The organism is Shewanella sp. 10N.286.52.E4 (assembly GCF_041468785.1).
Classification (GTDB): domain Bacteria; phylum Pseudomonadota; class Gammaproteobacteria; order Enterobacterales; family Shewanellaceae; genus Shewanella; species Shewanella electrodiphila.
Window position 1 is genome coordinate 27,180 of record NZ_JBFRJJ010000002.1, and the last position, 22,882, is coordinate 50,061.

The 22,882-nt window shown below is 39.1% G+C and carries 16 protein-coding genes; 7 read left to right on the forward strand and 9 right to left on the reverse strand.

Annotated features, from left to right (window positions below; all coding sequences use genetic code 11):
• Positions 1–6 precede the first annotated feature (6 nt).
• The 3 genes from AB4153_RS00475 (at position 7) to AB4153_RS00485 (ending at position 3,033) form a co-directional block, all read left to right on the forward strand.
• Complete coding sequence (locus tag AB4153_RS00475) at positions 7–477, forward strand: GNAT family N-acetyltransferase (RefSeq protein WP_371995969.1); 471 nt, start codon at positions 7–9, stop codon at positions 475–477.
• A 41-nt stretch (positions 478–518) separates the two neighbouring features.
• Positions 519–1,181, forward strand: a complete 663-nt coding sequence (locus AB4153_RS00480; RefSeq protein WP_371995970.1) for an SDR family oxidoreductase — start codon at positions 519–521, stop codon at positions 1,179–1,181.
• 298 nt (positions 1,182–1,479) lie between these two features.
• Entirely contained in the window at positions 1,480–3,033 is a 1,554-nt protein-coding gene (locus AB4153_RS00485; RefSeq protein ID WP_371995971.1) for an AbgT family transporter, read from the forward strand.
• A gap of 84 nt (positions 3,034–3,117) precedes the next feature.
• Here AB4153_RS00485 and AB4153_RS00490 read toward each other — a convergent pair whose 3' ends face one another.
• On the reverse strand, positions 3,118–4,947 hold the full coding sequence (locus tag AB4153_RS00490; RefSeq protein WP_371995973.1) for a DUF885 family protein: 1,830 nt from the start codon (positions 4,945–4,947) through the stop codon (positions 3,118–3,120).
• A 379-nt stretch (positions 4,948–5,326) separates the two neighbouring features.
• Positions 5,327–6,721 (reverse strand): MATE family efflux transporter, encoded by a 1,395-nt coding sequence (locus AB4153_RS00495; protein WP_102527383.1) that lies wholly within the window; start codon positions 6,719–6,721, stop codon positions 5,327–5,329.
• A 113-nt stretch (positions 6,722–6,834) separates the two neighbouring features.
• Between AB4153_RS00495 and AB4153_RS00500 the strand changes: the two genes are divergently transcribed.
• Positions 6,835–7,725 (forward strand): LysR family transcriptional regulator, encoded by an 891-nt coding sequence (locus AB4153_RS00500; RefSeq protein WP_371995975.1) that lies wholly within the window; start codon positions 6,835–6,837, stop codon positions 7,723–7,725.
• Positions 7,726–7,753: 28 nt separating this feature from the next.
• Here AB4153_RS00500 and yfaE read toward each other — a convergent pair whose 3' ends face one another.
• The 5 genes from yfaE to ubiG form a co-directional block, all read right to left on the reverse strand.
• Positions 7,754–8,107, reverse strand: coding sequence for a class I ribonucleotide reductase maintenance protein YfaE (gene yfaE / locus AB4153_RS00505; RefSeq protein ID WP_371995977.1), 354 nt, complete (start codon positions 8,105–8,107; stop codon positions 7,754–7,756).
• Entirely contained in the window at positions 8,082–9,212 is a 1,131-nt protein-coding gene (gene nrdB, locus AB4153_RS00510; RefSeq protein WP_102527380.1) for a class Ia ribonucleoside-diphosphate reductase subunit beta, read from the reverse strand. The genes yfaE and nrdB overlap by 26 nt, the downstream gene beginning before the upstream one ends.
• A 54-nt stretch (positions 9,213–9,266) precedes the next feature.
• Positions 9,267–11,555 carry a class 1a ribonucleoside-diphosphate reductase subunit alpha gene (gene nrdA, locus AB4153_RS00515; RefSeq protein ID WP_371995979.1) on the reverse strand — a complete coding sequence of 763 codons (2,289 nt, stop codon included), beginning with the start codon at positions 11,553–11,555 and terminating at the stop codon, positions 9,267–9,269.
• A 630-nt stretch (positions 11,556–12,185) separates the two neighbouring features.
• Positions 12,186–12,851, reverse strand: coding sequence for an HAD family hydrolase (locus tag AB4153_RS00520; RefSeq protein ID WP_371995981.1), 666 nt, complete (start codon positions 12,849–12,851; stop codon positions 12,186–12,188).
• A 135-nt stretch (positions 12,852–12,986) separates the two neighbouring features.
• Positions 12,987–13,715: a bifunctional 2-polyprenyl-6-hydroxyphenol methylase/3-demethylubiquinol 3-O-methyltransferase UbiG gene (gene ubiG / locus AB4153_RS00525; protein ID WP_102527403.1), complete on the reverse strand. Its 729-nt coding sequence runs from the start codon at positions 13,713–13,715 to the stop codon at positions 12,987–12,989.
• Between the two features lie 356 nt (positions 13,716–14,071).
• Here ubiG and gyrA point away from each other — a divergent pair, with 356 nt between their 5' ends.
• The gene (gene gyrA / locus AB4153_RS00530; protein WP_371995983.1) at positions 14,072–16,753 is read left to right on the forward strand and encodes a DNA gyrase subunit A; all 2,682 of its coding nucleotides are present in this window, start codon (positions 14,072–14,074) and stop codon (positions 16,751–16,753) included.
• 321 nt (positions 16,754–17,074) lie between these two features.
• Here gyrA and AB4153_RS00535 read toward each other — a convergent pair whose 3' ends face one another.
• Entirely contained in the window at positions 17,075–18,247 is a 1,173-nt protein-coding gene (locus AB4153_RS00535; protein ID WP_229368746.1) for a serine hydrolase, read from the reverse strand.
• Positions 18,248–18,661: 414 nt separating this feature from the next.
• Here AB4153_RS00535 and serC point away from each other — a divergent pair, with 414 nt between their 5' ends.
• Entirely contained in the window at positions 18,662–19,756 is a 1,095-nt protein-coding gene (gene serC / locus AB4153_RS00540; RefSeq protein ID WP_371995985.1) for a 3-phosphoserine/phosphohydroxythreonine transaminase, read from the forward strand.
• 82 nt (positions 19,757–19,838) lie between these two features.
• On the opposite strand, the gene AB4153_RS00545 is transcribed toward serC, so the two are convergent.
• Positions 19,839–21,029 carry an amino acid aminotransferase gene (locus tag AB4153_RS00545; RefSeq protein WP_102527374.1) on the reverse strand — a complete coding sequence of 397 codons (1,191 nt, stop codon included), beginning with the start codon at positions 21,027–21,029 and terminating at the stop codon, positions 19,839–19,841.
• Positions 21,030–21,423: 394 nt separating this feature from the next.
• Between AB4153_RS00545 and aroA the strand changes: the two genes are divergently transcribed.
• Positions 21,424–22,704 (forward strand): 3-phosphoshikimate 1-carboxyvinyltransferase, encoded by a 1,281-nt coding sequence (gene aroA / locus AB4153_RS00550; RefSeq protein ID WP_371995987.1) that lies wholly within the window; start codon positions 21,424–21,426, stop codon positions 22,702–22,704.
• The last annotated feature ends 178 nt before the right edge of the window (positions 22,705–22,882 follow it).

A 22,882-nucleotide genomic window follows, 5' to 3' on the forward strand; every position in this document is an offset into this window, starting at 1 on the left:
ATTTCGATGAATCTTAATCTGCTAAAGCAATCTTTTGACCATTTTGTCCGCCATGATGATAAGGAACATAAAGTAAAAATATGTTTCAACTCGCCATCAGTGCGAGCGTTTAATCAAATAAGAGCTGATGCTGGTTGGGGAGAAGTGGACCCAACACTGGCGCAAAACAGTTTGAATCAATCTTTATTTCATGTTTGCTTATATTGTGACAATAATTTAGCTGCTTATGGCAGGATTATTGGTGATGGAGCTTTGTTTTATTATGTACAAGATGTTGTGGTAAAAAACCATTATCAAGGTCAGGGCTTAGGGCATTTTATTATGGAACATATTCAATGTTACTTGGCTGATACGGTCTGCAATGGAGCGACTGTAGGATTATTATCTGTAAAAGGTAAAGAATCATTTTATCAGCGATACGGTTACCAAAACCGGGATGGTGAAGTTTTAGGACTTGGTATGTGTCAATTTTATTGATACTTTTCATTAATGTTATCAAAGATTTTAAGGGTATTGTAATGTCTAACGTTGTTATTACAGGGGCTAACCGAGGTATCGGTTTAGCTTTAGCACAACTATTTAAGCAACAAGGATGTAAGGTATTTGGTTTGTGTCGCCACACTTCTGATGAATTAGAAGCACTGGATATTAATGTGATTACACAAATTGATGTTGCGACAGATAAGGGGATTCATAATATGCACACTTCGCTTGCGGGTGTGGCTATTGATATTCTTATTTGCAATGCAGGTATTTTACGCGATGAGCAATTATCACATCTTAATTTAGATACCATCAGACAACAGTTTGAAGTCAATGCCGTTGCACCGCTTAGGGTTGTTGCTTCACTGCAAAATCAACTTAATCCGGGCAGTAAAGTTGCGATGATCACTTCGCGTATGGGCTCTATTGAAGATAATACTTCTGGCGGACGTTATGGTTATCGCATGTCGAAAGCGGCATTAAATGCGGCTTCAATGTCGTTAAGTCATGATCTTGCTGATAAAAATATAGCTGTTGGTATTTATCATCCAGGCTACGTGCAGACTGATATGGTTAACCATGGTGGGGATATCTCAGCAGTTGAATCAGCAAGTCGGATTGTTGGGCTGATTAATGACTTGGATATGGCATCTTCTGGTGTGTTTAAACACTCTAATGGTCAAACATTGCCTTGGTAATGGGTTATTCAATATTCTAATAAATAGGGAGCAGTGCTCCCTTTTTTTATTACTTAGATGACAGATCGTTTGCTACACAGTAAAAGTAATTAAGATTGATATTCTAAGTAACCATTAAAAGTGTAATTAACTGCTTGCTTAATGTACTACTTAAGTTTGAATTTAAGTTTAATTACAGATTGATTGCTTATTCTTGAAGGCTAAAAAATATATTAAGCAGATTCGAGTGGGTTTTCTGTGTAATGATAATTATATCATTGGCATAGAGATTTGCCGAAAACTGACAAGGTAGGAAGTGATGACAATAAAAAGTGAATCTGCAGAAAAAGCGCCTGGCTTTTTAGGTAGAGCTTTAGATGGTATTGAGCGAGTGGGTAATAAATTACCTGATCCAGCGATGTTGTTTTTAATTTTGATGTTTGCTGTGTGGGGGATTTCTGCGCTGCTTTCCGGCGTGAGTTTTGAAGCGATAGATCCTCGTACAAACAGTCCTATTGAAGTGAATAATTTATTGAGCGCAGATGCGTTAACCCATTTTTTAACCTCAATGGTAACTACTTTTACCGCATTTGCGCCATTAGGTGTTGTGTTAGTTGCTATGCTGGGTGTGGGTATTGCTGAACAATCTGGCTTTATTAATACTGCATTAAAGCAAATGCTAAAAGTCACACCCGCTAAGTTCCTGACGCCAGCTGTCGTACTTGTGGGGATTATATCTCATACTGCTACAGATGCAGGTTATGTGGTGGTTATTCCTTTAGCAGGGGTTATTTTCTTTACGGTTGGCCGCCATCCATTAGCGGGTATTGCGGCAGCGTTTGCGGGCGTTTCAGGTGGATTTTGTGCCAACTTTATCCCATCAGGTATCGACCCATTATTGCAAAGTTTTACTCAGTCAGCAGCGCAAATTGTCGACCCTGATATCCAAGTAAACCCTCTGAATAACTGGTTTTTTGCTGCGTCTTCTTGTATTCCTATTACATTAGTAATTTGGTATTTAACCGATAAAATCTTAGAGCCTAGATTGAATAAATCTCATAAAGTTAACCGTGACGAAGTTGACTTACCTAAGATGGATCAAGCTAGTGCGAAAGAAATGAAAGCTTTTAGGATTGCTTCAGCTGTGATGTTAGCTGCAATTGTGGGTTTCTTTTCACTCGCCATTCCAGAAACGTCGACATTGCGAGATGCTAATGGATCACTTACCAGTTTTAGCGCACCGCTAATGCAATCGATTGTTCCGCTAATCTTTATCTTCTTTATGTTGCCGGGTTTAGTTTATGGTTACATGACTGGAAGCTTTAAAACTTCAGCTGATGTTGTACAAGCCATGTCTAAGTCAATGAGTGGTATGTCTCACTATATTGTGATGGCATTTTTCTGTGCACAGTTTGTAGCAGCATTTTCAGCATCGAACTTAGGCGCATTAATTGCCGTTGAAGGCGCTGGTGGGCTTAAAGCCTTAAACCTACCTGCAGAAGTGACTGTGGTAGGTATGATCTTACTAGTGGGCTTCGTTAACTTGTTTGTGGGTTCTTCATCTGCTAAATGGGCGTTGATTGGTCCAGTGCTCGTGCCTATGTTGATGCAACTTAATATCAGCCCTGATTTATCTCAAGCGGCTTACCGTATTGGTGATTCAAGCTCCAACATTATTACGCCATTAATGCCTTACTTCCCATTAGTTGTTGTTTATTGTCAACGCTACGTGAAGGGGATTGGGATAGGTACGCTCATTTCAATGATGCTCCCATTTAGCTTGGCGCTACTGTCGATTTGGAGTGTGTGGTTATTAATTTATTGGTCAATTGGATTCCCATTAGGATTAGGTGCTAGCTACACTTACGGCTAAGACATTCAGTACAGAACCTTAAAACAAAGAAAGGACTGCATTTGCAGTCCTTTCTTTTATTTTATTGTTACATTTTAACGAGTTCTAAGCTTGTTGTAGCCTTTGTTCTATATATTGATCGATGACTGTTTCCAATAAATCTAAAGGCATTGCACCATTTTTAAGGACCGCATCATGAAACTCACGTATATCATATTTATCCTGGAGTTTATCTTGAGCTTTTTGTCGCAGCTCTAGAATTTTCATCATGCCAACTTTGTAAGATGTCGCTTGGCCTGGCATGACAATATAGCGTTCAATTTCTGATATGACATCACGCTCCGCACGGCCAGTATTAGCGCTCATGTATGCTATCGACTCTTCTCGAGTCCAGCGTTTGTGATGCAAGCCAGTATCGACGACAAGGCGAACGGCACGTAATAACTCATCTGTTAAGCGGCCTATGTTATCTGCTGGTGTGTTTTGAAAACCTTGCTCATAAGCTAAACGCTCAGCATATAATGCCCAACCTTCTGAGTAAGCTGTAAAAGGTGCAAATCTGCGCAACAAAGGCATACCTTCAAGTTCCATAGCAATGGATACTTGAAAGTGATGTCCTGGAATGCCCTCATGGTAGGCTAATGTACGCATCGCATATTTAGGTGAAGTCTTTATATCATATAGATTTGCAAAGAAACGCCCTGGGCGACTTCCATCTAATGAGGGGCCTTGATAATAAGCTCCTGGTGCTGTTTTTTCTTTAAACTCAGGTATTCTAACCACTTCCATGCCAGCTTTTGGGCGAATGTTAAAACTGTCATCTAGACCGTCATTAATTTGATCCAGTATGGTTTGGTAGTCGACGAGGATTTGAGCTCTACCTTCATCACTGTCTTCATAATAATATTCTGGTTTATCAGAAAACGTGTTCATTGCTGCAAGGTAACCATCACTGGTATCAATGCCTTCTTGCTCAAATATAACTAACATTTCTGCTTGGATACGCGCGACTTCGGTTAAACCCAATTCATGAATATAATCAGGGGTGTAATCTGTTGTAGTAAATAGCTTTAAAGCTAACGCATAGGCTTGCTCGCCTTGAGGTAAATGCCAATATCCATCGTCAGTGCCAGCCTTGGGTTTTAATGCTTCAAAATAATTGATGAATAAATCATAGGCGGGATATATTGAATCTATAATCGCTTGCTCTGTTTGCGCAAGTAGTCTAGCTTTTTCAGCGTCTGATATTTCTTCAGTCGCATCAAATTTTGTTACAAGCGAAGTATAAAGAATATTTTCATTTGCAGGTGTTGCAACAAAACCATGCATTTCATCAAGCACTCGCTGAATCACAAAGCGTGGCGGAATGATATTGCGATCTTCACGCTCTTGAAGTGCTAATAGGTACTGTGAAAATTTGCGGTTTAGTTCACCCATTCTTGAAAGATAGTTTTCGGCATCTTCAACTGTGGCCACTTGATGTGATGACTCCATAAAACTTGGGAAGCCACTTTGAATGCCAAACATTTGATTTGCCGGATAGGTGTGATACTGAAACTTGTCGAAATCATCGATAAGACCTGTCAAATATAGGGCTATTTGTTTCGATATAAGCTGATTTTCATCTAAATTATTATCTTCATATTGATGCAAGCCATCACGAAAGCTTTTCATTTCATCAAACATGGCTTTGCTGTTAGATGGATCGACATCATCAAGGTGAGCATTATGTCCTTTTATACCAACTGACTCGAGAAATCCAAGAGAGGTTAACCCTTCAGGATCTTTAAAAGCCATCTTAACCATTTGGCGATCTAGATAAGATCTAAACATAAATGGTTTATCGGCATACCACTCATGGGCAGCGAAACTCGCACCAATAGTGGCAACACCTAACGTGCCAAGTCCTAACCATTTCAATGATTTTTTAATCATGATTGTCCCTATTTATTGTTGTTTTAATCCATTTTAGATAATGATTTAATCTTATTTTACGCCAGTGGATATTAACAACTAACTAACATAAGTCGAAGTTATTGAACACTAAAAGTGTAAAATTGTATGCCAAAGATGAATATTGCTGATTGCTAATAACTTTTTGCTTAGTACTTAAGCTTGTAAACAGCAGGTATTTTGAGCTGAAGACGAGCGGATTAAATACAACTCTTTTTCATGGCAGGTTATGAAGGATTTTGAAGGGTTATGACAATGCTGAATCTACACTCGCCACATAATGGATGTATATATATGGCGAGTTTATTTTATCAAGTTGTAATGAGCATTAACTGCGGAGCAATATTCATCCATGCATCGATTAAGAGGCGTTAAGTTCACTGAAAGTATGCAAATCCCTCTTTGTTGGCTGCTCACCTAATTGATTGATCCGTTTAATCTCACTGAAAATTAATGGTGACAGAATAATACACAAAGCGATATTAGATAAGGGCACTGATAACCAAATGCCATTAACCCCAAGTAAAGAAGGTAGCATTAATAGAAAGGGTATTTGAATTAGCATATTACCCAATGAAATCGTTAATGAACGACCACCTTGGTTAACTGCCATAAAATACATGGTAGCGATAAAAATAAGTCCATCTAACACCAAAGCAAATAAATGTAATCTCATCCCAATCAAGGTTTCAGCCATTAAAGCTTGGTCTTGACTGCTAAAAAAACCGATAACAAACTCAGGGAACACATTGATAAAGGTCACTGTTGATACGGCTAATACCATAATGACTTTAACAGCGAGTTTTACCGTCGCTTTGATATTGCTGACTTCTTTTGCGCCGTAGTAGTAACTCACAGGTGGTTGCATACCACTTGCAATACCTTCAGCTAATAAAAAGAAGGTGGTAGCCACGTATCCTACGATGGCAAAAGCGGCAACATGAACAGCAGAGCCGAACTTCATAAACAAATAGTTATGCAGCGCAATAATAAAACTGAAGTATAAAAACATAAACAAACTGGAGCTACCGAGCACAATGATATGTTTCATTTGAGAAAAGCAAATAGAACTTAGATTAAGTTTGGCTTTTGTATTGGCTTTTGATGAGAAAAAGTAGCTGAAACCGAGTACAACTACGACCGCTTGTGACACTAATGTCGCAATCGCTGCGCCCTTTAAGCCCAATGGATAGACGGCAATTAACAAATAATCCAATGCAATATTTAGCGTGGCACCAACGATTAAAAGCTTTGTGGCAAGACCTGGGTTTTCATCGTTTCGTACTAATAGCGGTAAAGCTGTTGCCGCTGCAGTAAAGAATGCACCATAAGCAAATACTTCAATATAGTCCATTGCCATGGTGTAGTTAGCGCCGCTAGCTGACTGTAACAATAATAACGATTCACCCCATAGTTGAATGAATACGGCAGCAGCAATACTTAACAACACAATTAGTGCGATGGCATTATTTAATACACGCTGTCCGTCTTCAGGTTTATTTTCGCCACGGCTGATGGATAATAAACTACCACCGCCCATGCCAATCATCATTCCAACACCGGCGATACAGCAGATTACTGGCCAAGCCATGTTGATCCCAGCTAAACCTTCAAAACCCACATAGTGACCAACAAAAATGCCATCAATAATCTGATATAAGCCGCTGACGAGCATAGCAGCAATAGAAGGGATGGCATATTTCCAGAAATGCTGGCTGACCGTCAAACTTGATGGTTTTGAAATAAGGTTAGACATTCTACACACTCAAATAAATTTACAGACTTAATGTTGTCCATTATGGCTATTTATAAGATAGAATAAAGTTAGTATCTATCCGATTTTCGGATAGTGTTTTAGCGGGAGTCAACATGAACTGGTCTATAGAACAGTTACAAGCATTTGTTGCGGCGGCGAATATGGGATCATTTTCCTCTGCTGCGCGTTCATTAGGTAAAGCGCAGTCTCGCGTGAGTACTGCGGTAGCCAATTTAGAAATAGATTTAGGTTTTAAACTTTTCGATAGAACAGGGCGTATGCCAGTACTTACAGAGCAAGGCGAACAGATGTTCATCGAAGCGAAAGCAGTACTAGCACAATGTGAACGATTAAATTCACGTGCAATGACAGTGCAAACAGAGGATGAGCTTGCATTGACTATTGCTATTGACGAAGCTGTACCAATTTCTACATTTGAGGCTTTTTTTGATAAAACGGCCAATACATTCCCTTTGTTAAAACTGACTATTTTGAATGGTTCAAGAGATGACATTGCTCAATGGGTTGATGATGGCAAAGCAGATTTAGGTATTTTGTTTCGTAATGAACAACTCTGTGAGCGACTTGAGTTTTTTAGCATAGACAGTTTTCATCAATCTTTGATTGTTTCAGTAAATCATCCGCTAGCAAATGTTCCAACACCCAATATAGCTGAACTGAATCAGTATCGACAGTTGGTTATATGTGATTTACAAACCCAGAGTAAGCCCATTTCGGCAAACTGTTGGCATGTTGATAGCTATTACTATATTACGTCTTTGGTCATAAGAGGTTTAGGTTGGGCGCTAGTGCCTGAGCACATTGCTGACTCGTCTTGGTATTCTGGTGAAATTAAAGAATTGAGTTGTTATCACATTCCAGATTCTTTATTGATTGAAATGGGATTGGTAAAGCGTCGCGATAAAGGGGCGGGTAATATTATGAATTGGATGTTTGGTGAAGTTGATAAAATGTTTAATGAGGCAAAGAAAGCCAAGGGTTAGTGCTTTTTTTAAGACAATTCACCTTAGCTTAATCTAAGAAAACCACAGACTTGTTATGTTGAACATATAAGTTACTGGGCTCATCTGTGGTCAAATCTAGATCTAGATTTGTATCAGGCACGCAGCAACAAGGTAAGCATTCATCTTGTTTAAGCTCAATCAATGGCTTAGTAAGGTAACGAACGCTGCCTTTGTTGACCTTGGTTTTACAAGCGCCACAAAAACCATTTCTACATTCAGAGAAAATATTTACTTTTTTAGTTTCTAATACTTCAAGTAGTGTGTGTTGCTGCTGGTTGAACAGCAACACTGGTTCGCCATTTAAACTGACAATGGGCGCTTTTTTAAAATCGTGCTTATAGGTCAAAATCAGAGAACTCATCACTGTCGACTGCAGAGTCAATCTGTCCCACTAAGTATGATGAAACTTCAACTTCCTGCGGCGCTACTTGAACAGCGTCACTTTCTAACCAGTTTTTCATCCAAGGCAGTGGATTAGTTTGCTCTGGGTAGGGTTGCGGTAAGTTAACAGCCTTCATACGTTGGTTGGTTATATACTCAACATACTGACATAAAATTTGTTCATTTAAGCCAATCATTGAACCATCTTTGAATAGGTATTGTGCCCATTCTTTTTCTTGTTCAGCCGCTTTATAAAAAATATCGTAGGCTTGATCGTGACATTCTTTAGCGATTTCGCCCATTTCAGGATCGTCTTTACCACCTTGCATGATATTCACTATGTGCTGCGTACTATTTAAGTGCAATGCTTCATCGCGAGCAATTAAGCGAATAATTTTAGCATTACCTTCCATCAACTTACGTTCCGCGAAAGCAAATGAACAGGCAAAACTGACATAGAAACGAATCGCTTCTAAAGCGTTGACTGACATCATGCACAGGTAAAGTGATTTTTTAAGGATACGAGAGCTAACAGCTATCTCTTTACCATTAATCGTGTGCGTGCCTTCACCATGCAGATTGAATACTTGAGTTAACTCAATGAGGTCATCATAGTACTGAGCAATATCACCAGCACGTTTCAGAATTTCTTCGTTCACAACGATATCGTCAAATACAACCGAAGGATCGTTAACGATGTTACGAATAATATGGGTATACGAACGTGAGTGAATGGTTTCTGAGAATGACCAAGTTTCAATCCAAGTTTCTAATTCAGGTAACGACACTAACGGCAAAAGGGCAACGTTTGGTGAACGGCCTTGAATAGAATCAAGTAACGTTTGGTATTTAAGGTTTGAGATGAAAATGTGCTTTTCATGCTCAGGCAAACTTTGATAATCGATTTTATCTTTACTTACATCTACTTCTTCTGGGCGCCAGAAAAAAGATAATTGCTTTTCAATTAACTTTTCAAAAACTTCATATTTTTGTTGATCGTAACGCGCAACATTAACTGATTGGCCCATGAACATTGGTTCGTTCATTGGATTGTTCGGTGTTTGACAAAAAGTAGAGTAAGCCATTTATATATCCCAAAAAAGCGGCGAAAGTCCCCGCAATTATATGCTAATTATTGATTAAATTTTACAAGCGCCGCCGGCACAATCGTCATCTTCTTTTTCGACTACAGTAATGTCGTCTAAGTTGTCTGATGCACCATCACGAGTGTTGTGATAGTAAAGGGTTTTTACCCCCAACTTGTAGGCTGTAAGCAAATCTTTAAGCAAGGTTTGCATTGGAACTTTTTGACCGTCAAAGCGAGTAGGGTCGTAGTTAGTGTTGGCAGAAATTGCTTGGTCGATAAACTTCTGCATAATCCCGACTAATTCTAAATAACCGTTATTGTTCGGCATATTCCAAAGCAATTCGTACTGATGCTTAAGCTCATCAAAATCTGGTACTACTTGCTTTAACTGACCGTCTTTACTTGCTTTAACGCTGATTAATCCACGTGGTGGTTCAATACCGTTGGTCGCGTTAGAAATCTGCGAAGAGGTTTCTGAAGGCATCAATGCTGATAACGTAGAGTTACGTAAACCGTGCGCTTTAATGTCGCTACGTAATCCTTCCCAATCCATGTGTAATGGTTCATCACAGATTTTGTCTAAGTCACGTTTGTAAGTATCAATTGGCAAGATACCTTCTGCATAAGTCGTTTCGTTAAATAACGGACATGCACCTTGCTCTTTGGCTAAGTTCATTGACGCTTTCAATAAGTAGAATTGAATTGCTTCAAAGGTTTTGTGAGTCAAGTTGTTACCTGAGCCATCAGAATATTTCATGCCATTCTTTGCTAAGTAATTTGCAAAGTTAATTACACCTATACCTAGCGTACGACGATTCATTGAACCAAGTTGCGCAGAGATAATTGGGTAATCTTGGTAATCGAGTAAGTTATCCAAAGCACGAACGGCTAAATCAGCTAAAGGCTCTAGCTCTGATAAATCATTGATTGCACCAAGGTTTAGCGCTGAAAGAGTACAAAGGGCAATTTCACCATTTGGATCTTCAATGTTTTTCATTGGCTTAGTTGGCAAGGCAATTTCTAAACAAAGGTTAGATTGTTTGATTGGTGCAACTTTCGGATCAAACGGGCTGTGGGTATTACAATGGTCAACATTTTGAATGTAAATACGACCAGTGGAAGCACGTTCTTGCATCATTAGTGAAAATAATTCAACCGCTTTAATCTCTTTACGACGAATGCTAGTGTCAGCTTCATACTGCAAATAAAGGCGTTCAAACTCAACTTGGTCAGCAAAGAATGCATCGTACAAACCAGGCACATCAGATGGGCTGAATAAGCTGATGTTTTGTGACTTAATTAAACGCTGATACATCAGCTTGTTTAATTGCACACCATAATCAAGGTGACGAACACGGTTATCGTCAACACCACGGTTATTTTTCAGTACCAGCAGAGATTCAACTTCTAGATGCCAAATTGGGTAGAACAAGGTTGCTGCACCGCCGCGAACACCGCCCTGTGAACATGACTTAACTGCTGTTTGGAAATATTTGTAAAAAGGTAAGCAACCGGTGTGGAATGCTTCTCCGCCACGAATAGGGCTTCCTAATGCACGAATACGACCAGCGTTAATACCAATACCAGCACGTTGGCTAACGTATTTAACGATTGAAGAGGCTGTAGCATTGATTGAATCTAAGCTGTCATCACATTCAATTAATACACACGAGCTGAACTGACGAGTCGGCGTACGTACACCAGCCATAATCGGCGTAGGTAATGAAATCTTAAAAGTAGAAACCGCATCATAAAAGCGCTTGATGTAGTCAAGGCGGGTTTCTTTTGGATACTTAGCGAATAAACATGCAGCGACCAGAATATAAAGGAACTGGGCACTCTCGTATATTTCGTTAGTCACACGGTTTTGTACTAGATACTTACCTTCTAACTGCTTAACTGCAGCATATGAAAAGTTCATATCACGCCAATGATCCATGTAGCTGTCAAGAATGGTTAATTCTTCAGCTGTGTAGTCTTCAACGATGTGCTTATCGTATTTACCGATTTCTACTAAACGGTTAACTTGGTCGACTAACTTTGGAGGCTCAAATTGGCCAAAGGCTTTTTTACGAAGATGGAAAACAGCTAAGCGTGCAGCAAGAAATTGATAATCTGGCGATTCTGGAGAAATTAAATCCGCAGCGGCTTTAATAATAGTTTCATGAATAGCTTCAGTTGGAATACCATCAAAAAACTGCAGGTGTGATCGTAATTCTACTTCAGAGACTGATACGTTATTCAGTCCTTTTGCTGCCCATTCGATAACGCGATGAATTTTGTCTAAATCGATTGTTTCGCGCTCGCCACTACGTTTAGTGACTGTCATATTGCTGTTCATTAAAAAGAGACCTTGGTTCTATATTTATTGGTGTAATTTATTATTTGGATCTTGTTTAACCGTACTGCTTACGATCGCCAATAAATCACATTACGTTCCCTTGTAAGTCGATCATCCAAAAGCATTTACAACATTAAATTTACAAAAATACTAGTGATACAGCGAGATACTGAGCTTTTTAAGCTAGTGTCTCGTGGTGATGTCATACACAAGATATGGTGTTTTTAAATTTGATACATACAAGATAGTGAGGTTGGCGTACTTTTGCAAGCAAGATTTTACTGAATAACTTGTGGATATCTTATGTATAGTGAAACAAGTTAGTAAAAGCTAACCTGCTAACGCAAATTACGCTTTGAATAATTAGGCTAGGTTAAATTTTGAACGAAGAACGAGTTCGGTTTGATCGCTACAATATTCAGCGATCGATTGTTTTGTTGAAAAAATAGTTTGATCTTTATAGAAAGGTTTTGCTAAGCCAAACTGATATTATTTAATCCATTAAAACACTGTCAAAATTAGTCTTAAAGTACGGTAAACGAATGAAAATGCCCCAGTACTTAGAGAAGAGTGTTTAGATAACAGTGTTTAGAGAACAGTTTTTAGAGCTCAGTGATTAGAGCACAGTGTTTAGAGCACAGTGTTTAGAAAGTATTGCTGGAGCGCATGAACTGATTCGAATTCAAGTTGGCTTGGCCATTGTGACGGTGTATCAGATTCAGACAAATAACCCCACAATGCCGTCCCACCAATCATACCTGCTTTTTCTGCCGCGACTAAGTCACGCTCAGCGTCACCAAGGTATAAGATGTGCTCTGGTAGACAGTCAATTTGTTGAGCGGCTAATAACATTGGCGCAGTATGTGGTTTTGGATATTGAGTTGAGTCACCGCTAATTACCGTTTTGGCCCTTTTAGTCAGCCCTAAAGCACAGACTAGAGGGCGAGTAAACTTAGCTTGCTTGTTAGTGACGATCCCAAATGGGATATTATGACTATCTAATAAAGTTAGGAAGGCTTCGAATCCTTGAAATAATTTCGCTTTCTCACCATTGACTAGTTTGTAGTAGGCCAATAAGGATTGTTGAATTTCAATTTGAGATGCTTCATCAAGGTGTGGCACTCCGGCTTTAACCAGTGCCAAACTTCCATGAGAAGCTGAGTAACGTAATTCATCAACGCTTTTAGACTCAATGCCGCGTTCTTGTAGGCTTAAATTTAATGCATGAATCAAATCTGGGGCGGTATCAGCAAGAGTACCATCTAAATCAAACAACACTGCTTTAATCGAATTCATACATCCCTTAGTTACGTAATCGACACTTTATCAATGAGCAAAACGGATTAGCACTCTTTGTCAAAGCCAATTCTGCCAACGAAGCATTTTGCCTCTGGCAGCACCGTATTTGATGCTACCTATGAAAACTATTAATTAGTCAGCCACTTTTTGAGTGGCAATCATATAATTAACGTCAACTTTATTAGTGTACTTATATACACCCGATAATGGGTTATGGGTAATGCCTAGGGCATCACGACAAATTAGATCTGTTTTATCCACTAAATTTATTAACTCAGATGGTTTAATAAACTTACTGTGATCGTGTGTGCCGACTGGCAGCATTTTTAATACATATTCAGCACCTACAATGGCTTGTATATAAGACATCATATTGCGGTTAATGGTTGAGAAGAACACATAACCTTCAGGTTTTACCATGTCACAACAGGCTTGAATCACAGATAATGGGTCAGGGACGTGCTCAAGCATCTCCATACAAGTGACAACATCGTATTTAGCAGGGTTTGCACCAGCATGCTCTTCAGCTGTCATTGTGTCGTAATCCACTGTCACGCCTGTTTCTAATGCATGCAGCTTTGCCACTTCTATTTGGGCTTCACCCATATCAAGCCCAGTCACTTTCGCGCCTATTTTTGCCATGCTTTCAGACAAAATGCCACCACCGCAACCAATATCAACGACTGTTTTACCAAACAAACCACCACAGGTTTGGTCGATATAATTTAATCGCAATGGGTTCAGCAAATGTAAAGGTTTAAAGTCACCATTTGGATCCCACCAAGACTCAGCCATATTGGCAAATTTTTCGATTTCTTGATGATCAACATTTTGTTGAGTGGTGTGTTCTTGATTCGACATTGCAAGGACCCATGATTTATTAGTGATTATTGCATGCATTATAACCATCCGTTGCAATAAACATAGTGAGATGAAACAAGATTCATTTCTAGTTGGTTATATATTCAACACTATTTGTAGATAAAAAGGACATCCGATATTTGTTAAACCATTTTCGTAATTTAAATAGTAGAGAAACCTAAACAATATTGACTTATTCTTGCTGTTTTTATTCAGTTTTTCACTTGCTTTAACTTTTCGTTGTCCTAGGGTCTAGCCACTTTTTATATCTGTGTTAGAATGCCAAATCACGTTTTTGAGCTACACAATAAAATGGAATAATTATTGTGCGCTAATTTTAGGGGAACGAGCAGTTTATGACTGATCTGGCATCATCAATTTCGCCAATTAACATCGAAGACGAACTAAAAAATTCTTATTTAGATTATGCAATGAGTGTAATCGTAGGTCGTGCATTACCCGACGTTCGTGACGGTTTAAAACCGGTTCACCGTCGTGTGCTTTTTGCAATGAACGAATTAAAGAACGACTTTAATAAGCCTTATAAAAAATCAGCTCGTGTTGTTGGTGACGTAATCGGTAAGTATCACCCACATGGTGACTCTGCTGTATACGATACAATCGTACGTATGGCTCAGCCATTCTCTATGCGTTATACGCTTGTTGACGGCCAAGGTAACTTTGGTTCAGTTGATGGCGATTCTGCAGCAGCAATGCGTTATACAGAAATTCGCATGGAAAAATTGGCTCATTCATTATTAGCCGATTTAGAAAAAGAAACAGTAGATTATGTACCTAACTATGATGGTACTGAGTTTATTCCTGCTGTATTACCAACGCGTGTACCGACATTATTAATTAATGGTTCTTCTGGTATCGCTGTCGGTATGGCAACCAATATACCTCCTCACAACATTTCTGAAGTGATCGGTGGTTGCTTAGCGTTAATTGAAGAGCCAAGTCTTTCAATTGAACAGCTAATGGAACACATTCCAGGTCCTGACTTCCCAACAGCAGCATCTATCAATGGCCGTAAAGGTATCATTGATGCATACAAAACTGGCCGTGGCCGTGCTGTTATGCGCTCAAAAGCTGCAGTTGAAGAAGAGAATGGCCGTGAACGTATTATCGTTACTGAAATTCCTTATCAGGTTAACAAAGCGCGTTTGATTGAAAAAATCGCTGAGCTTGTAAAAGATAAGAAAATAGAAGGTATCAGTGGCTTACGCGACGAGTCTGATAAAGACGGTATGCGTATTGTTATTGAAATTAAACGTGGTGAAGTTGGCGAGGTTGTACTTAATAACCTATACGCTCAAACTCAAATGCAGTGCTCTTTTGGTATTAACATGGTTGCGTTGACAAATGGTCAACCAAAACTGTTTAACTTAAAAGAAATGCTTGAGTGTTTCATCCTTCACCGCCGTGAAGTCGTTACACGTAGAACCGTATTTGAATTACGTAAAGCACGTGAACGTGCACATATCCTAGAAGCACTTGCTATTGCATTGGCTAACATTGATCCAATCATTGCGTTAATTAAGGCTTCACCAACTCCTGCAGAAGCTAAGGTTAAATTAGTAGAGCAAGGTTGGAAGCTAGGAAATGTACAAGGCATGCTTGAAAAAGCAGGTGATGAAGCAGCTCGTCCTGAGTGGTTAGAGCCAGAATTTGGTATTCGTGATGGCGAATACTTCTTAACTGAGCAGCAAGCACAGGCAATTCTAGAGCTTCGTTTACATCGCCTAACGGGCCTTGAACATGAAAAAATTCTTGCTGAATATGAAGAGTTACTCGAGTTCATTGCAGGTCTATTGTTTATTCTACGTAGCCCTGAACGCTTGATGGAAGTCATCAAAGAAGAGTTAGAAGAGATTCTAGAACAATACGGTGATGCTCGTCGTACTGTGATTAATCAAAACGAAGTTGATATGAGTCTTGAAGACTTAATTAACGAAGAAGATGTCGTGGTGACACTATCACACATGGGTTACGCTAAATATCAGCCATTGACTGATTACCAAGCGCAGCGCCGTGGTGGTAAAGGTAAAGCTGCAACGAAAGTGAAAGATGAAGATTTCGTTGAAAAACTGCTTGTTGCCAATACGCATGACACGATTCTTTGTTTCTCTGACTTCGGTAAAATGTACTGGCTTAAAGTTTACCAGTTACCGTTGGCAAGCCGCACAGCGCGTGGCCGTCCAATCATTAACTTGTTACCGCTTTCTGATGGTGAACGTATTACTGCGATTCTACCTGTGCGTGAATATGCTGATGATAAGTTTATTGTCATGGCTACCGCTCACGGTACCGTTAAGAAAACAGCATTAACTGCTTATAGTAATCCTCGTGCAAACGGTATTATTGCAGTTAACCTGAAAGATGATGACCAGTTAATTGGTGTTGATATTACTAATGGTAGTGATGACATCATGTTGTTCTCGAATGAAGGTAAAGTTGTTCGCTTTAACGAGAAAGTACGTGATTCTGAAACGGGTGAAGTGAAGAAAGATCCTGAGACTGGTGAAGATCTGATTGCTATCCGTCCAATGGGTCGTACGGCAACGGGTGTTCGTGGTATCAAACTTGAAGATGGTCAAAAAGTTGTTTCAATGATCATTCCTAAAGAAGATGGCTCTATTCTTACGGTAACTGAAAATGGTTACGGTAAGCGTACAGACCTATCTGAGTACCCAGCTAAGAGCCGTGGCACTAAAGGTGTTGTTTCAATCAAGGTGAGTGAGCGTAACGGTGCAGTCGTTGGCGCTGTTCAGGTGACTGAATCTGAAGAAATCATGCTGATTAGTAACAAAGGTACTCTGGTACGTACTCCTTCTAACGGTGTTTCATTGATTGGTCGTAACACACAAGGTGTGACAATCATTCGTACTGCTGAAGATGAAAAAGTAGTCGGTTTGCAAAGACTTGATGAAATTGAAGTCCCAGAAGAAGAGTTTGTTGAAGGCGAAGAGTCTGAAACAGCTGCAGTAGAAAATACTGCTGACGATGCGACTGATACACCAGAAGCAGATGCTTAATCGAGTTATTTGCTGAAACAAAAAAAGGATGCCAATGGCATCCTTTTTTATTGGTTCTTTTTTATAATCGATAACGTTAAACTTAGCGTAAACACAGCTTTAGTGTTTTTAATTATAGGTTTGTAAATTGTCTCAAACTACAGTGTTTGGTTTAGTGTTGTTTGCTCACTTACTTACCTACTTAATGCGTAAATGGCTACAGTTATTCGCTGTCACAAGTATTCACCACTCGATGGATTAACTTGTTTAAGACCGCTTGATTACTTAACTTAATTTAACTTATATTAGTTCAGCTATAGTTCAGCTCAGTTCTATTCAGTTTTAGTTCGCTGATGTATTACTGGCGAGGACATCTGCACGTTTAAATGTATCACGCCAAAATGCCGAACTAAGTTTAGCAATAACCCTTGATTCTCCATTAAGTAACATTGCCATACCGATATTTAATTCAGGTGAGTAGGAGACTTCGGCAACATAACCAGCCACCCATCCAGCATGATAGATTAATGGTCTACCTTCAAATTCATAAACTCGCCAACCTTTACCGTAATGAGCATTATCTAGATAAGTTCTCCAATCGCGGCGGCGTAGTTCTTTTGTTGTTCTAACACCTGGGGTAGTAACATCTTTAATCACACTGTTGGACAGAACCCCAGGGTTTTCACCTAGATTGGCAATTAGCCATTTTGACATATCAGTAATGCTGGCATTAACACCAGCAGCAGGTGCTAATTTGTAATAATTGGGTTTTACTTTTACTTTTCTGAACCCTGATTTCGTTTTTACGTGTGGTTCAGCGCGATTACTTTGCTGATCGAATGCGTCATAACCAATGGATGCTGACTTCATATCTAAAGGTGAAAATATCTTATTTTGCAGTAAAGATTCATAAGATTGACCCGATTGCTGTTCTATTGCGTCTTGAATAAATGAAAATGCTACATTCTGGTAGCTGTAACAGACCCCAGGAGAACACATCGGGGTGAGCTCAGAGAATTTGTTGATAATTCTTTCCATGCCCACATTGGCATTGATTAAATTATCATAGCTATTTGGCATCAAGCCGGTACTTTGTCCAATGATATGACCGAGATTGATTTGCTGCGCTTTTTGTTTGTCGGCAAGGGTAAACTCTGGCAAGTAGCTTTTGATCGGCTGTTGCCAATTTAATTTTTTCTCATTGACCAACATACTGGCTAACGTGCCAGCAAAAGTTTTAGATACAGACGCTAATCTAAATACAGTGTCTGCATTGACATTCAAACTGCCGCCTTTTGTTCGTTTACCATATGTACTGAGTTTCAGCACTTTGTCGCCCTCAACTATCACAAATGCGCCACCTGGCACTTTGCTTGTTTTAAGCTGTTGATGAAAACGCTGTTTAAAGCTGTCGGCTAAAGGAGAATAGTCAGATTGCTCTGCAGCTATTAAGGAAGTAGGGAGCAAACTAACAAAAGATACAGCGCCTAAAAATAATATAGGTTTTAAAAACATGTACAGTTCCAATGACCGTTAATACGGTTTATTTATTATTGTGTTGACGTCTATAACTAAAAAGGACGTTTGTTACTCATTTGTATACAAGTATTGTTGTTTAATTTAATGATATTTACTAGTGACTCGTCATGTAAATTCAAAAAATCTGTTTCATTTTAAACATAAAAATAGTGCCGTAGTTTACTTATGCAGCACTTAATAAAATAGCAGGTTATTTATTGATAATTGACCAGTAGATTCTATCAAAAAATGCTTTGTTGATAGTATTTAAAAGTATATTTTGAGTAATTAAATCATGCTTGATCTGCTTTATGATTATTTTTCATTTTAGCTGTGAAACAGTTGGGATATACTGCATGTCAAAATGCTATCAATTTAATGTTTTAACTAAAAACGATAAAGGACAATGCTGTGAGCGCTATTTATAATTTTTGTGCTGGACCTGCCATGTTACCACAAGCTGTAATGCAAAAAGCGCAGCAAGAACTAATTGATTGGAATGGTTTAGGTGTCTCCGTCATGGAAATTAGCCATCGAAGTAAAGAGTTCATTGCATTAACTCAACATGCTGAAAAAACATTACGCGCATTAATGGAGATCCCAGAAAACTATCATGTGTTATTTATGCATGGTGGTGGTCGTGGTCAATTCACCAATGTTGTTAATAACTTTTTAGGTGATAACGGTAAGGCTTTGTATTTAGTTAATGGCCAATGGTCAACAGCAGCGGTTAAAGAAGCGGTTAAATTGGTGGGTGATGACAATATTGATCAAATGAACATTGTCGAGAAATGTGATGGTGTCAATCAAGTTGTTCTTCCTGATCTCAATGCCATTGATAAAGATTATCGCTATGTCCATTTTTGTGCCAATGAGACCGTTGACGGCATAGAAATATTTGAATCACTTGAAAGCCCATGGCCTGTGGTGGTTGATTTATCTTCAACGATTATGTCACGCCAAATAGACGTTAGTAAGTATGGGCTGATCTATGCCGGCGCTCAAAAAAATATCGGCCCATCAGGTTTATCTATTGTCATTGTTCGTGACGATATGTTGAAACTGCCGAGCTTAGCTCAGTCTTCAATTATGGATTACAGTGTCGCGCAGGCGAACGATTCTATGTTTAATACACCACCAACTTTTGCATGGTATCTTGCCGCAGAAGTGTTTGATTGGTTGACTGCGCAAGGTGGCGTTACTGAGATAGAAAAAATCAATAAACAAAAAGCGGATTTACTGTATCAGTGCATAGACAGTAATCCGTTTTATAAAAATGGTGTTAAAGCAGAAAACCGTTCAAGAATGAACGTCACTTTTCAGTTAACTGACAACAGTCTAGATAGTGAGTTTTTAAAGCAAGCGGAGCAGGTGGGTCTTGTTGCGCTTAAAGGACATCGTATTGTCGGTGGCATGAGAGCAAGTATTTATAATGCGATGCCATTATCAGGTGTTCAAGCTTTGGTTAACTTTATGGAAACGTTTGCAAAGCAACATAGCGCATAACTGTTTAAGCTAATCATAAATAAAAAAGCGAATGACATTAATGTCGTTCGCTTTTTAGTTTATATGTATTTAGTGATGTTGATTATAAAATTGTCGCGATTGATTTAGCCAGATAATCAACGTTTGCTTCACTGATACCAGCAATACTCATCCGGCTTGAACCTACCATATAAATACTGTGTTGCTGCTTAAGCGTTTCTACTTGTTCAGGGTTAATACCTAAGAAGGAGAACATTCCTTTTTGTTTAGCAATGAAGCTGAAATCTTGCTCAACACCGTTTTCAATTAACTTACTCACCAGCATTTGACGGTTGCCGTTAATGCGATCGCGCATGACTGTTAATTCATTTAACCATGCTTGTTTTAACTCTGGATTTCCAAGTATGGTCTCAACCAATGCTGCTCCGTGTGCTGGCGGCATAGAGTAGATACAACGCACAACATACAGTAGAACAGAAAAAGCAACGTTTGCAGCTTGGCTATTATCAGCGACAATAGTACATGCGCCAATACGCTCACGGTATAAACCGAAGTTTTTAGAGCACGAACTACATAAAATCATTTCCTCTACAGCCGCAGCCATCTGGCGAACGCCATAGGCATCTTCATCGACACCATCACCAAAACCTTGATAAGCCATATCAATCAGTGGTGTGAAGCCTTGCTGAGCTGTGATGCTAATTACTTCATCCCATTGCGATTGAGTTAAATCCATTCCACTCGGGTTGTGACAACATGCATGCAATAAAACGACGTCATCTTTATTGATTTGTTTTAATGCATCGACCATTTGATCAAATTTAAGGGTTTTAGTGTCATAGTCATAATAAGGATAGGTTTTAACCGTTAAGCCAGCAGCTTCAAATAGGCCAGTGTGATTTGCCCAAGTTGGATCGCTAACCCAAATGACGGCATTGGGGTTACAACTTTTAATAAATTCAGCTGCCACTCTCAATGCGCCAGTACCGCCTGGTGTTGACACTGTGCGAATACGATCAGCAAGCAATGCTGTATGACTTTGTCCAAATGCAAGTTCAGACATTAATTGATTAAACGACTCTGATCCGGTTGGGCCAATGTAAACTTTGGTGGTTTCAGTTTCTGTACGCATTTTTTCTGCTGTTTTTACACATTCCAGAATGGGTGTGTGACCCGCTGGATCTTTATAGACGCCAACACCTAAATCTATTTTCTGTGAGTGATTGTCTTGGCGGTATTGAGTGAGCAAACCTAAGATTGGATCGGCTGGCATAGCAGTTAATGTTTTGAACATGACTGTTGACCTTATTTATTATTCAGTTTTAGTAGGATTAACTTAAGGGTAACGTAGATTAAATACTGAATGAAATGCCTTTTTTTTAATAACACCAAAAAGCTTATTTTTATGAGCCGAAAGTTTACAGTTTACGGTTCAATAGTGCAGAACAGGCTCTGACTTTAAGTTAAACAGGCTGTTTTTCATTCATTTTATTCAAGTTGGCTTAAAAACAGTAAATAAATGTCATATTTCCCTTGAATCATGGGCTGCAATCAGTAAATTTGTAGGCAAGAATAATTATTCAATTTGATAGTGCCCAAATCGTATAGATAAATTGACAAAGCTGTCTTTATCTTTTGCCTTCAGTCATTCTCGCGTTTAGCTAGAAATCATTTAAGAAGAATCGCTAATGAAACAATTGCGTCTAGAACCCGTTAACAAAGTAAATGGTGTCGTTAATATCCCTGGCTCAAAGAGCATATCAAATAGAGCATTATTGTTAGCTACGCTAGCAAAAGGGAAAACAACCCTGACAAATTTATTAGATTCAGACGATATTCGCTATATGTTGGCATCATTAAAGCAATTAGGCGTTGAGTACCAATTGTCTGAAAACAACACCGTGTGTGAATTAGAAGGTTTAGGCAAGCCATTAAGTGCTCAGCAAGCACAGACTTTATTTTTAGGTAATGCAGGCACGGCAATGCGCCCATTATGTGCAGCACTTACGTTAGGTTCAGGTGAGTTTACCTTAACAGGTGAACCTCGCATGGAAGAAAGACCTATTGGAGATTTAGTTGATTCGTTACGTCAGTTAGGTGCAAATATAACTTACCTTAAGAATGATGGCTTTCCACCTTTAACTATTAATGCTGACGGCTTAAATGGCGGAGAAGTTGAAATCGCAGGTGATTTATCTAGCCAATTTTTAACGGCATTATTAATGGTTGCCCCATTAACTAAAGACACAGTAAACATAAATATCAAGGGCGAGTTAGTTTCAAAGCCTTATATTGATATTACCATTGCATTAATGGCTCAGTTTGGTGTTGAAGTCATTAATCATGATTACCGCCGTTTTGAAATTCAAACTGGTCAGCAATATGCTTCACCGGGCAAAGTGCTTGTTGAAGGTGATGCATCATCAGCTTCTTATTTTCTCGCTGCTGGTGCAATTCAAGGTGGTGAAGTTAAAGTTACTGGTGTTGGTAAATTAAGTATTCAAGGGGATGTGAAATTTGCAGATGTACTTGAAAAAATGGGTGCAGACATTGAGTGGGGTGATGATTACATTATTGCACGCCAAGCAAAGCTAACGGCTGTTGATTTAGATATGAATCATATTCCTGATGCGGCAATGACCATCGCGACAGCTGCGTTATTTGCTGAGGGGACCACACGTATAACAAATATTTACAATTGGAGAATTAAAGAAACTGACCGCTTATCAGCTATGGCAACTGAACTCCGTAAAGTCGGTGCCACTGTAGAAGAAGGTCATGACTTTATTGCTGTTACTCCGCCAGCTAAGTTAAATACTGCAGCAATTGATACTTATAATGATCATCGTATGGCTATGTGTTTTTCTATGTTAGCCTTTGCTGACTGCGGGATTACCATCAATGACCCAGATTGCACGTCTAAAACATTCCCTACCTATTTCGCTGAGTTTGCTCGTTTAGCTCAATAAGGCTGTTGATTTCATCGACCAATTAAATGACGGCAGTCAATATACTGCCGTTGTTTTGATCTGGTTAGTGAACTTACAAAATACTCCAGTTTTTTCATCAAAATTGTTATACAATGCCGCCCGCTCATTTTGATGAACCTTTTTATACTTTCATGGAAGATTGTTTTTTTTCGGAGGA